12 protein-coding genes are annotated in these 12285 nt (G+C 74.2%); all 12 read left to right on the top strand.

Going from position 1 to position 12285, the window contains the following annotated elements; genetic code table 11:
* Window positions 1-964: tetratricopeptide repeat protein (locus N798_RS08630; protein ID WP_415751857.1), on the top strand; the 964-nt coding region annotated here is incomplete at its 5' end.
* On the top strand, window positions 961-1890 hold the full coding sequence (locus N798_RS08625; RefSeq protein WP_035947775.1) for an HAD-IIA family hydrolase: 930 nt from the start codon (window positions 961-963) through the stop codon (window positions 1888-1890). The genes N798_RS08630 and N798_RS08625, both read left to right, overlap by 4 nt.
* Before the next feature lie 44 nt (window positions 1891-1934).
* Window positions 1935-2783, top strand: coding sequence for a hypothetical protein (locus N798_RS17335; RefSeq protein WP_052117079.1), 849 nt, complete (start codon window positions 1935-1937; stop codon window positions 2781-2783).
* Window positions 2780-3031, top strand: coding sequence for a hypothetical protein (locus N798_RS08615; protein WP_035947773.1), 252 nt, complete (start codon window positions 2780-2782; stop codon window positions 3029-3031). Before N798_RS17335 ends, N798_RS08615 begins: the two co-directional genes overlap by 4 nt.
* 1 nt (window position 3032) lies before the next feature.
* The gene (locus tag N798_RS08610; protein WP_035947772.1) at window positions 3033-3836 is read left to right on the top strand and encodes a TlyA family RNA methyltransferase; all 804 of its coding nucleotides are present in this window, start codon (window positions 3033-3035) and stop codon (window positions 3834-3836) included.
* Window positions 3833-4765, top strand: a complete 933-nt coding sequence (locus N798_RS08605) for an NAD kinase (protein ID WP_035947771.1) — start codon at window positions 3833-3835, stop codon at window positions 4763-4765. Before N798_RS08610 ends, N798_RS08605 begins: the two co-directional genes overlap by 4 nt.
* A gap of 8 nt (window positions 4766-4773) precedes the next feature.
* Window positions 4774-6480 (top strand): DNA repair protein RecN, encoded by a 1707-nt coding sequence (recN, locus tag N798_RS08600; RefSeq protein WP_035947770.1) that lies wholly within the window; start codon window positions 4774-4776, stop codon window positions 6478-6480.
* A gap of 61 nt (window positions 6481-6541) precedes the next feature.
* Window positions 6542-7723 (top strand): putative cytokinetic ring protein SteA, encoded by a 1182-nt coding sequence (steA, locus tag N798_RS08595; protein WP_035947769.1) that lies wholly within the window; start codon window positions 6542-6544, stop codon window positions 7721-7723.
* On the top strand, window positions 7720-8673 hold the full coding sequence (locus tag N798_RS17330) for a copper transporter (RefSeq protein ID WP_052117078.1): 954 nt from the start codon (window positions 7720-7722) through the stop codon (window positions 8671-8673). Before steA ends, N798_RS17330 begins: the two co-directional genes overlap by 4 nt.
* Window positions 8670-9482: a hypothetical protein gene (locus N798_RS08585; protein ID WP_035947768.1), complete on the top strand. Its 813-nt coding sequence runs from the start codon at window positions 8670-8672 to the stop codon at window positions 9480-9482. Before N798_RS17330 ends, N798_RS08585 begins: the two co-directional genes overlap by 4 nt.
* Entirely contained in the window at window positions 9479-11137 is a 1659-nt protein-coding gene (gene murJ / locus N798_RS08580) for a murein biosynthesis integral membrane protein MurJ (RefSeq protein WP_035947767.1), read from the top strand. Before N798_RS08585 ends, murJ begins: the two co-directional genes overlap by 4 nt.
* Entirely contained in the window at window positions 11134-12219 is a 1086-nt protein-coding gene (locus N798_RS08575) for a glycosyltransferase family 4 protein (protein ID WP_198030728.1), read from the top strand. Before murJ ends, N798_RS08575 begins: the two co-directional genes overlap by 4 nt.
* The last annotated feature ends 66 nt before the right edge of the window (window positions 12220-12285 follow it).

Genomic DNA, 12285 nt, shown 5'->3' with positions numbered 1-12285 from the left:
CCCGCGTCGCGACGGTGGCCGCGACGACCGCCGCGAAGGCGGAGGCCGTGATGGAGCGGGTCGTGACGACCGCCGTGAGTTCGGCGCACGTGACGACCGTGGCTCGCGCGGCGGCGGGCGCTCCGATCGACGTGACGACCGTCGCGATGGTGGTCGGCCCGCGCGTGACGGCGGCCGGCCCACCCGCGGTGGCGCCGACCGGGACCGAGAGCAGCGCGGCGGTTCACGCCTCGCGCCCAAGAGTCCTCGGCTCCCGGAGCCCCGGATCCCCGACGGTGTCACCGGCAAGGAGCTCGACCGCTCCGTCCACCAGCAGCTGCGCACCCTGAGCAAGGAGAACGCCGAGGGCGTCGCGCAGCACCTTGTCATGGTCGCGGCGCTGCTGGAGGCCGACGAGGTCGAGGCCGCGATGGCGCACGCCGAGACCGCGGTCCGCCGCGCCGGCCGTGTCCCGGCCGCTCGCGAGGCTCTCGGGATGGTCGCCTACCGCACCGGTGACTTCGCGCGTGCCTTGGGTGAGTTCCGCACGGTTCGCCGGATCAGCGGCTCGGACCACCTCCTCCCGCTCATGGTCGACTGCGAGCGAGGGCTGGGTCGTCACGAGCGGGCTCTCGACCTCGCCCAGTCCCCGGAGGCCAAGCGGCTGCCGGCGCAGGAGAAGGTCGAGCTCGCGATCGTCGTCTCGGGCATCCGTCGCGACCTCGGTCAGGTGGACGCTGCGCTCGTCGCGCTCCAGATCCCTCAGCTCAAGAAGTCGAACCAGCCCCGCCTCGCCTACGCCTACGCCGACACCCTGCTCGGGCTCGGTCGCACGGCCGAGGCCCGGGAGTGGTTCGAGCGGGCTGCCGAGGCGGACACCGAGTACGAGACCGACGCGGTGGAGCGCCTCGAGGAGCTCGACGGCGTGAGCATGACCGACCTGCTCGACGGCGCCGACGAGGAGGACGAGGGCGGCGACGAGTGAGGCTCGTCGACCGCTACGACGCCATCGTCTGCGACCTCGACGGGGTCGTCTACCGGGGTGACCCCGCCGTGCCGCACGCCGTGGAGGCATTGTCCGCGGCCGGCATACCGGTGCAGTACGCGACCAACAACGCGTCCCGGCCACCCGCTGCGGTGGGGGAGCACCTGCGCCGCTTGGGTCTCGACGTCGAGGACTCGGCCGTCGCCACGAGCAGCCAGGCCGCGGCCTGGCTGCTGACCAAGCACGTCGCCCGGGGTGCAGCCGTCCTCGCCGTGGGAGGTCCCGGAGTCGCCGAGGCGTTGCGCGAGCGCGGCTACGTCCCGGTGTCGTCCGCGGCGGACGACCCGGTCGCCGTCGTCCAGGGATACGGACAGGGCGTCACCGCGGACGACCTCGCCCAGGCCGCGTATGCCGTGCAGCGGGGAGCGCTGTGGCTGGCGACGAACACGGACCACACGCTGCCGACGGCCTCGGGGTACGCCCCGGGCAACGGTGCGCTCGTCCTCGCGGTGGGCGCCGCGGTGGGCCGCGGGCCCGACCTCGTGGCCGGCAAGCCCGACGAGCCGCTCTACCTCATGTGCGCCGAACGCCTCGGCGTCGAGCCGTCGCGCGTCCTCGCGATCGGTGACCGCCTCGAGACCGACATCGAGGGCGCGCACCACGCGGGCATGGACTCGCTGCTCGTCCTCACCGGTGTGCACGGCGTCGAGGACGCCCTCGCCGCTCCGCCCGAGGAGCGACCGACGTGGGTCGCCCGCGACCTGCGCGCACTCCTCGACGACGTCGAGTCGCTCGAGCCTGCGCGCGACGCACTGCGAGACGAGTGGGCGGCCCGCGACGAGGCCTCCGGCGGTGACCACGACCGAGAGCTGCCGGCGGTGCTGTCCGACCTCACCGGGGAAGAGACCGCTCCGCGAGGACACTGACGAGTAGCGTGAGCCCGAACCACCCCCACACGAGGAGGAACCCCATGGCCCAGCGGTCGATCAAGGGATACGTCGAGCTCGCCTCCGGACTCGGCGAGATGACGCGGAGCGCGGCCAAGGACGCCGCCGCCGAGCTCGTCGCCCTCACCAACAGCGACCTGTCGGCGAAGAAGGTCACGAAGCAGGCCAGCCGGCTCGCGGACGACCTCATCGACGCGGCGAACACCAACCGCAAGAACCTCGTCGCCCTCGTGCGCGCCGAGGTGGACCGGGCCGTCGGCCGGCTCGACGTCTCCACCCTCCAGCAGGAGCTCGCCTCCGTGGCCGACACCGTGCAGTCGCTGCGCAGCCAGGTCGAGGACCTCGCAGGCTCGCTCGCCGGGCGTTCCTCGTCGGCCGCGTCCAGCGCGGCGACCGGCGTGGCGCAGGTCGCCGACTCGGTGGGTGACACGCTGCCCGAGGCCGTCGTGCCAGCGCCCACGCCATCGCCGAGCCGACGTCCGGCACGCTCGACCCTCAAGAAGTCCGCCGCGAAGAAGTCGTCGGGCTCGTCCGCCTCGTCCAACGGTTCGGCGTCGGGTGCGTCCGCGGCCACGAAGTCGCCGGCGAAGAAGTCGACGGCGAAGAAGTCGACGGCGAAGAAGTCGACGGCGAAGACGTCGACCGCCAAGGCGGCAGCGCCGTCGACCGCCACGAAGACGGCGGCCAGGAAGTCGTCCTCGACGAAGAGCGCCGCCAGCAAGAGCACACCCTCGACGTCCGCCGGCTCGTCGACCCCGACGGCCGCGAAGTCCACCGCGAAGAAGTCCACGGCCAAGAAGTCGACGGCCAAGAAGTCCACCGCGAAGAAGAGCTCCTCGCCCTCGTCCTCCTCGACGGCAGGAGGCTCGTGAGCGACCACGACGTCCAGCCCGGCTCCGACGAGCCCGAGCCCGCCGGCGAGACCGACGACACCGGCTCCGCCGACGGGGCCGAGGCGCCCACCCAGGGAGCGCCGGCACCGGAAACCGGTGACCTCGTCATCGACGCCGCCCTCCGCGACCTCGCCGAGGCTCCCGAGGACGACCTCGACGCCCAGGTCGAACGCGGCGAGCAGGTGCAGCGCACCCTCCAGGGTCGCCTGAGCGACCTCGGGGGCTGAGATCGCTCGGCTCGACGCCGAGCTCGTCCGTCGTGGGCTGGCCCGATCGCGCGGGGAGGCCCGCGAGCTCATCGAGGGCGGGCTCGTGCTCGTCGACGGGCGGGTGGCGCGCAAGCCCGCGACACCCGCCCAGGAGTCGACGCCGCTGACCGTGTCGCCCGACCGGCCCCGGTGGGTCGGGCGGGCGGCCCACAAGCTCGAGCACGCCTTCGTCACTTGGGGCCACCGTGGTCTCGCGGCCGAGGGCCGGACGTGCCTCGACGTCGGCGCCTCGACGGGAGGCTTCACGCAGGTGATGCTCGCCCACGGGGCGGAGTCGGTCGTCGCCCTCGACGTCGGGCACGGGCAGCTCGTCGCCGAGATTCGCGACGACCCGCGCGTCACCGACCGCAGCGGCATGTCCATCCGGGACGTCGGGCCCGACGACCTCGGCACCTTCGACCTCGTCGTGGGCGACCTGTCCTTCATCTCGCTCACCCTCGTGCTCGCACCCGTCGCAGCACTGGCCCGCGAGGGCGCCGACGTCGTGCTGCTCGTCAAGCCGCAGTTCGAGGTGGGCCGGGGCGGGCTCAACAAGAACGGCGTCGTCACCGATCCCCGTCGCCGCCGCCAGGCCCTCACCGACGTCCTCGGCGCCGCATCGGCTGCGGGTCTCGGCGTCAATGGGCTCGAGCGCAGCCCGATCAGCGGGGGAGAGGGCAACACCGAGTACCTCCTGTGGGCGCGGTCGGGGGTCTCGGGCACGATGGACCCCGACGCACTGACCGCTGCCGTTCGGGGCCTGACCACGGGAGGACGACCATGAGCCAGCCACGCCGGATCCTGCTCGTCGTCCACCCCTCGCGCCCCGAGGTCCACGACCACGCGCTGGGTGTCGTCAAGAGGCTCACCGCCGCCGGCGTCTCAGTGGCCGTCCTCGGTGACGAGCTGCGCGGCACCCCGCTCGAGGGACAGCCCGACCTCGTCGCGGCCGACCCCGCGAACCCGACCGCGGGCTGCGAGCTTGTCTGCATCCTCGGCGGTGACGGGTCGATCCTGCGGGCGGCCGAGCTGTCCCGGGGCTCCGGCGTCCCCCTCCTCGGCGTGAACTTCGGGCACGTCGGCTTCCTCGCCGAGGTCGAGCGCGATGACCTCGACGTCACCGTCGAGCGCATCGTCGAGCGGAGCTATGCCGTCGAGGAGCGCATGACACTCGAGGTCATCGCCTTCCACGACGGCGAGACCGTCTTCGAGAGCTGGGCCCTCAACGAGGTGACCGTCGAGAAGGCCTCGCGTGAGCGGATGATCGAGCTCACCGTCGAGATCGACGGCCGGCCTCTCTCGACGTGGGGGTGCGACGGCGTGGTCATGGCCACGCCGACCGGGTCCACGGCATACGCGTTCTCGGCCGGCGGACCCGTGGTCTGGCCGGACGTCGAGGCGCTGCTGCTCGCCCCCATCAGCGCGCACGCCCTCTTCGCCCGCCCGCTCGTCGTCGGTCCCGAGAGCCAGCTCGCCGTCGAGGTCGTCCCCGGCACGCAGGGCTCCGGTGTCGTCTGGTGCGACGGCCGCCGTGCCGTCGACCTGCCACCGGGCTCCCGCATCCAGGTCCACCGCAGCGGCGACCCGGTTCGGCTCGCGCGGTTCGCGGCCTCCCCCTTCACCGACCGGCTCGTCGAGAAGTTCGACCTCTCGGTGCACGGCTGGCGCGGCGCCGCCCGCCGCGCCAACGCGTCCGACCCCGAGGCAGGCTGACGCGAGCCGTGCTGCAGGAGATCAGGATCAAGGACCTCGGCATCATCGACGAGTCGCTCATCGAGTTCGGGCCGGGCCTCACCGTGCTCACGGGCGAGACCGGTGCCGGCAAGACGATGGTCGTCACGAGCCTGGGACTGCTGCTCGGCGCTCGCTCCGACTCCGGCCTCGTGCGCGAGGGCTCGGACCGCGCCGTCATCGAGGGCGTCTTCGAGGTGCCCGCCGACCACCCGGCCACGGTGCGTGCCGTCGAGGCCGGCGGTGACGTCGACGACAGCCTCGTCCTCGTGCGCTCGGTGAGCGGGGAGGGGCGCTCGCGCGCCTACGTTGGCGGGCGCAGCGCACCCGTCGGCGTCCTCGGCGAGCTCGGCGAGCACCTCGTCGCCGTCCACGGACAGGCCGACCAGTGGCGGCTGCGACGCCCCGAGGAGCACCGGGAGCTGCTCGACGCCTTCGGTGGACCGGGGCTGGGACGGGTGCGGACGGCATACGACGAGGTGTATGCCGCCCACGCGGCTGCCGTGACCGAGCTCGAGTCCCTGCGTGCGGCTGCGCGCGAGCGCGCGCAGGAGCTCGACCTGCTCCACCGCGGCCTCGAGCGGATCGAGGCCCTCGAGCCCCAGCACGGCGAGGACGTGAGCCTGCGCACCGAGGACGAGCGGCTCGCCCACGCCGAGGAGCTGCGCTCGGGCTCGTCGCGCGCCCAGGTCCTCCTCGCCGGCGACGACGACGCCCTCGGTGGAGGAAACGCGGGAGTCATGGGCCAGCTGGCCGAGGCCCGGGCCGCACTGTCGCAGGTGAGCGACAACGATCCCGCCCTCGCCGACCTCGAGCGCCGGCTCGTCGAGGTCTCGCACCTCGTCACCGACCTCGCCTCCGACCTGTCCGCCTACGTCGCCGACGTCGACCTCGACCCCGGTCGGCTCGCCTGGGTGCAGGAGCGCCGGGCCGCGCTGTCCGACCTCACCCGCAGCTACGGCGACACCGTCGACGAGGTGCTCGCCTGGGGCGAGGCCGCGGCGCGCCGGGTCCTCGAGCTCGAGGGCGACGACGACCGCATCACGACCCTCGAGGAGACCGTGGCCCGCCTCGAGTCCGAGCGCGTCGAGGCCGCCGCCGCCCTCACCGCCGCACGCCGGAAGGCGTCCAAGGCCCTGTCGAAGCGGATCGGCGAGGAGCTGCGCCACCTCGCTATGGGTTCGGCGACCGTCGTCGTCGGGGTCGAGCAGTCCGGACGGCTCGGCCCGCACGGCGCCGACGACGTCGAGATCGGTCTCGCCGCCAACGTCGGCAGCACCCCGCGCAGCGTGAGCAAGGTCGCCTCAGGTGGTGAGCTGTCGCGCGTCATGCTCGCCATCGAGGTGGCGACGGCCCAGGCCGACCGGAGCCGAGCCGTCCCGACGTTCGTCTTCGACGAGGTCGACGCCGGCGTCGGCGGACGCGCGGCCCTCGACGTCGGGGCCCGGCTCGCGGCCCTCGCGGCCAGCGCCCAGGTCATCGTCGTCACCCACCTGGCGCAGGTCGCGGCCCACGCCGACAACCACCTCGTCGTCTCCAAGGCCGACGACGGCAAGGTCACCCGCAGCGGCGTGCGGCGGGTCGACGGCGACGAGCGCGTGAGCGAGCTGGCCAGGATGATGGCAGGCAGCGAGAGCGAGGCGGCGCTCGAGCACGCCCGCGACCTCCTCGGGGACGTCACGAGGAGCACCGCCTGAGCACGCCCGGCCGCCCCAGCGGTGCACGGGACGCGCGGGTGAGCGTGGGAGGATGGGCGGGATGCCCTTCACGACCCGCCTTCGACGACCTCGCGACCCCGGACCCGCCGGCGTCGGCGGGCCCGCGCGCGTCGACCCGCGCACCAAGGACCTGACCAAGCGGCTCCGGCCGGGCGACGTCGCCATCATCAACCACGTCGACATCGACAAGGTGAGCGCCGAGGCCCTCGTCGCCTGCCGCCCGAGCGCCGTCGTCAACGCCGCGCAGTCGATCTCGGGCCGCTACCCGAACCTCGGCCCCGAGATCCTCCTCGCCGCCGGCATCCCGCTCCTCGACGCGGTCGGCGAGGACGTCATGACCCTCGACGAGGGCACGATGGTCCGGGTCGAGGGCGACGAGCTGCTCGCCGGCGACGCGGTCGTCGCGACGGGCACGGCCCTCGACGCCGCGATCGTCACCGACTCGATGAGCGACGCCCGAGCGGGTCTCAACACCCAGCTCGAGGCCTTCGCCGCCAACACGATGGAGTACCTCAAGCAGGAGCGTGCGCTGCTCCTCGACGGGGTCGGCGTGCCCGACATCGAGACCGACCTCGAGGGCCGGCACGTCCTCATCGTCGTGCGCGGCTACCACTACAAGGAGGACCTGCAGATGCTGCGGTCCTACATCCGCGAGTACAAGCCCATCCTCATCGGCGTCGACGGGGGAGCCGACGCCATCGTCGAGGCCCGCCACAAGCCCGACCTCATCGTCGGCGACATGGACTCGGTCTCGGACGCCACCCTGCGCTGCGGCGCCGAGGTCGTCGTCCACGCCTACCGCGACGGTCGCGCTCCCGGTCTCGACCGCGTGCGCGAGCTCGGCGTCGAGCCGGTCGTATTCCCGGCGACCGGCACGAGTGAGGACGTCGCGATGCTGCTCGCCGACGACAAGGGCGCGACGCTCATCGTCGCGGTCGGCACCCACGCCACGCTCGTCGAGTTCCTCGACAAGGGCCGAGCCGGCATGGCGAGCACCTTCCTCACCCGTCTGCGGGTCGGCGGCAAGCTGGTCGACGCCAAGGGCGTGTCCCGTCTCTATCGTTCCCGCATCTCGGGCTGGTGGCTCGTCGCCATGGTCCTCGTCGGGTTGAGCGCCCTCACCGCCGCGCTCTGGGCGACGCCCGGCGGCAAGGTCGTGCTCCAGGTCCTCGGCGCCCGCCTCGACGACCTCTGGTCCGCTCTCGGAGGAATTGTCACGTGATCGACTTCCGCTACCACCTCGTCTCGATCGTCTCGATCTTCATGGCCCTCGCCGTGGGGATCGTTCTCGGTGCGGGCCCGCTCAAGGGCACGATCGGCGACACCCTGACCCAGGAGGTGACCCAGCTGCGCGAGGACCGCACCGCCCTGCGGGCCGAGCTCGACGCCGCCCGCAAGGCGGGTGTCGCCCGCGACGAGATGACGACCGACGCCCGCGCCCGACTCGTCGGCGGCACGCTCAGCGGCGCCACTGTGGCGCTCGTCGTCCTGCCCGGTGCCGACGCGGACCACGTCGAGGGGGTCGTCGGCACCCTCGGCGCTGCGGGCGCCACGGTGGTCTCGCGCACGACCGTCGACGAGTCGTGGGTGCCGGCCGACGACGATGCCTCCGCCTCGCAGTCCGAGCTCGCGTCCGAGCTCCGCCGCTCGCTCGGACTCCCCGCCGCCGGCGCCGCCGACACCGCGCCCCTCGACGACGTCCTCGCCGCCTCCCTCGTCGCCGCCGAGACCGGCACCGTGACGGACGCGGGCAAGGCCGCGCTCGACGCCCTCGTCGCCGCGAACCTCGTCGACCTCGACACCGCCGACCTGCGCCGGGCGAGCAACGCCGTCGTCGTCGGAGGGCTCGTCAAGGGTGATGTCGTGGCGGAGCGGGACCGCGCCGCGAACCGCCTCGCCGGACTCGCCCTCGCCCTCGACGGAGCCGGCAAGGGAGCCGTTCTCGCCTCCGACGTCGGTGTCACCGGGTTCGCCGGGGCCTCCTCGGTCGTGCGCGCGGCGCGTGGGGACGCCGGGACGTCCCGCAACCTCTCCACCGTCGACGACGTGAGCCTCGCTCTGGGCCAGGTGAGCGTCGCCTACGCCCTCGTCCAGCAGAACGACGGAGGCGTCGGCCAGTACGGCCTCGGCGACGGTGTCTCCGCCGCCTACCCGCCGGTCCCGGCGCCGTGAGCCGTCGGACCCTCGTCGCCGCCCTCGTCGCGGCGGCGGCGGCGGGCGGGCTCTCCGTGGCGCGCCGCGCGCTGCCCGCCGAGACCCGTGGGCCGTGGGAGCGGACCAACCACGCCGGGGCGAGCGTCACCCTCCTCGAGGGACCCGTGTATGCCGTCGCGGCAGCCGCGGGAAACCTCGCCGGGGGTGCCCCGGCAGCGCCCGGTGTCGTCGCGGCCCTCGGCTCGGCGGCGTTCGGCGCCCTCGACGACCTCGCCGGCAGCTCGGACAGCAAGGGGCTCAAGGGCCATCTCGGTGCCCTCGCCCGCGGCGAGGTGACGACCGGGGCGGTGAAGATCGTCGGCATCGGCGCGACCGGCCTCGTCGCCACCGCCCTCGCGGACCGGGGCCGGGGTCGTGGTGTCCTCGCGACCCTCGTGGGCGGCGCGGCCGTCGCGGGCGCCGCCAACCTCGCGAACCTCCTCGACCTCCGCCCGGGGCGGGCGCTCAAGGTCACCGTGCTCGCCGGCGTGCCCGCACTCCTGCCGCCCGGTGCCGGGGGAGCGGCCACGGCCGCGGCGGCCGTGGGGGCCGCCGCCGGCACCCTCCCCGACGACCTGCGCGGCAGGTCGATGCTCGGCGACACCGGCGCCAACGCCGCCGGTGCCATGGTCGGCCTTGCCCTCGTCGAACGCACCGGGCTCCGTGGGCGCCTCGTCGCCCTCGCCGTGACCGCCGGACTCACCGTGCTCTCCGAGCGGGTGTCCTTCAGCAAGGTCATCGACGACACCCCGGTCCTGCGCCGGCTCGACCGCTGGGGTCGCGCGTGAGCCCCAGGTCGGTCGGGCAGTCCGTGGCCAGGGCGGCGCTCGTCGTCGCCGTCGCCACCCTCCTTGCCCGCATCGCCGGTTTCGCCCGCACGATGGTCTTCTCCGGCAGCGTCGGCGCGACCCCGGTCGGCGACGCCTACCAGACCGTCAACACCCTGCCCAACGTCGTCTACGAGGTGGCCGCCGGAGGCGCGCTCGCCGCCATCGCCGTGCCGCTCGTCGCGGGCCGTCTCGGCGCGGGTGCGCGCGAGGACGCCGACCGCAGCGCCTCTGCCCTGCTCACCTGGGCCGTCGTCGTCCTCGTGCCCCTGTCGGCGATCGTCTTCCTCGCCGCGCCGTGGCTCAGCGACCTCCTGCTCGACGACACGACACGACCGGGCAGCGTCACGCTGGGCACGACGATGCTGCGGATCTTCGCGCCGCAGGTCGCGCTCTACGGCATCGGCGTCGTCCTCGCCGGCGTGCTGCAGGCCCACCGGCGCTTCCTCGCAGCGGCGCTCGCGCCCCTCTTCTCCAGCCTGGTCGTCATCGTGGCCTACGTCGCCTACGGCAGCCTCGTCCCGACCCCGGTCGGCGCCGACGCCGTCGAGAACGACGCGGTCTGGGTCCTCGCCGGCGGCACGACCCTCGGCGTCGTCGTCCTCAGCCTGCCGCTGCTCGTCCCGGCGCTGCGCACGGGGACGCGGCTGAGACCCACGCTCTCCTTCCCCGGCGGCCTCGGTCGGCGCGCGACGTCACTCGCCGGTGCGGGCGTGGTCGCCCTCGCCGCGCAGCAGGCTGCCGTCGCCCTCACGCTCTGGCTCACGCACGCACCGCGCACCCTCGACAGTGGCGTCGTCAACGTCTACGCGATCATCCAGGCGATCTACCTCCTCCCGTATGCCGTCCTCGCGGTCCCCGTGGCCACCGCCGCCTTCCCGGCGCTCGCCCACGCCGAGGGGGCGAGCTCCGACGACGCCGCGCCGGCCGCCGCCACCACGCTCTCGCGCAGCCTGCGCGGGATCGTGCTTCTCACCTCGGGCGCGGCCGCCACCCTCATCGCGGTGTCGCGCTCGGTCGGCGAGTTCTTCCTCGCCTGGGACCGGGGTGCGACCGGGGCCGGTCGTGACGCCCTCGTCGCGCTGCCCGGAGGGCTCGCGGCCTATGCCCCCGGCCTCGTCGGCTTCAGCATCGCGGCGCTGCTCACCCGCGCGCTCTACGTGCGAGGGGAGCCGATGCACGCCGCCGGCGCAGTCGCTGTCGGCTGGCTCGTCGCCGGCCTCCTGCCGCTCGTGTGGATCCCGAACGGGTCGGACGCCGGCACGACTCTCGGGCTCCTCGGCATCTCCTCGACGCTCGGTATGACCGGCTCGGCGCTCGCGCTCGCCCTCCTCGTCCGTCGCGCGTGGGGGTCCGAGGCCCTTGCCGGCACCGGCCGCACCGTGGGTGCCGCGGTCGTGGCCGCTGCGGTGGCGATCGCCGTCGGCGACACCGTCGCGCGCGCCCTCGACGGCTCGGGCCTCCTCGGCTCCCTCGTCGCGGGTCTCGTCATCGGTGCTGCCACGATGGGCGTCCACCTCGTCGTCATGTCGCTCGCCGACCGGGCCGGCTTCCGCCAGCTCGTCGAGCGGGGCCGACGTCGTCGTCGCCGCCAAGGAGAGGAGCAGGAGCAGTGAGGGTCGCTCTGGTCATGGGGACGAGCGCCGGCGGCACGGGTCGCCACGTCCACGACGTCGTCTCCGGCCTCGTCGGCGGCGGGCACGACGTCGTCGTCCTCGCGCCCCCGGGCGAGCTCGACCGGTTCGACTACGCCGGGACCGGCGCTGCGACCGTCGCGCTCGGTGTCTCCGACCGCCCCCACCCGGTCCGCGACGCGCAGGCGGTCTCGGCGCTCCGCTCGGTCTGCCGCGGCGCCGACGTCGTCCACGCCCACGGCGCGCGGGTGGGTGCGCTCGCGACCCTCGCCCTCGTCGGCCAGGACGTGCCGCTCGTCGTCACCCTTCACAACGCGTCACCCGGCGGCGGTCTCGCCGGTCGTGTCCACGCCGTCCTCGAGCGGGTCGTCGCCGGGGGAGCGGACCTCGTCCTCGGGGTGTCCGCCGACATCGTCGAGACCCAGCGTCGCCTCGGTGCGTCCCGGGCCGAGCTCGCCGTCATCGCCGCCCCGCCTCCGCCGACCGTGACGCGTGACCGCTGGGCCGTCCGCCACGACCTCGGCATCGAGCCCCGCACGCTCCTCCTCGTCACGGTCGCGAGGCTCGCCCCGCAGAAGGACCTCGACCTCCTCGTCGACGCGGTGGGAGAGATGCTCCAGCGGCACGACATCGACGTCGTCGCCGTCGTCGCCGGCGACGGCCCGGACCGCGAACGCCTCCAGGCGCGCATCGACTCGTCCGGTGTCCCGGTCCGCCTGCTCGGCCAGCGCAGCGACGTCGCCGACCTCATCGCCGCCGCCGACGCTGTCGTCTCGACGGCCCGGTGGGAGGGGCAGCCCGTGGGCCTCCAGGAGGCGCTCCACGCCGGTGCGGCCATCGTCGCGACCGACGCGGGGGGCACCGGCGCCGTCGTCGGGGACGCGGCCATCCTCGTGCCCGTCGGCGACGTGGCCTCGATGGCCCGGGCGCTCACCGACGTCCTGCTCCACGGAGCCGTCCGTGACGACCTGCGCTCGCGGTCCATCGCCCGAGGTGGTGAGCTCCCGACGAGTGCCGACGCGCTCGAGGCCGCGCTCACGGCATACCGGTCCGTCCTGGCCTGAACGACGCCGAGGGGCGCCGCGCCGGAGAGTCGTGGTGAGCGGCACCGGCGCGATGACGTATTGTTG

It is taken from the genome of Knoellia flava TL1 (genome assembly GCF_000768675.1).
In the GTDB taxonomy this organism is placed as follows: domain Bacteria; phylum Actinomycetota; class Actinomycetes; order Actinomycetales; family Dermatophilaceae; genus Knoellia; species Knoellia flava.
The sequence above is the reverse complement of the archived record's forward strand: the minus strand, read 5'-3'. Positions and strand labels throughout refer to the sequence as shown.

Coding starts and splice junctions, on each gene's coding strand:
- N798_RS17335 (WP_052117079.1), top strand. CDS start 1,935: ATGGCCCAGCGGTCGATCAAGGGATACGTCGAGCTCGCCTCCGGACTC.
- N798_RS08605 (WP_035947771.1), top strand. CDS start 3,833: ATGAGCCAGCCACGCCGGATCCTGCTCGTCGTCCACCCCTCGCGCCCC.
- steA (WP_035947769.1), top strand. CDS start 6,542: ATGCCCTTCACGACCCGCCTTCGACGACCTCGCGACCCCGGACCCGCC.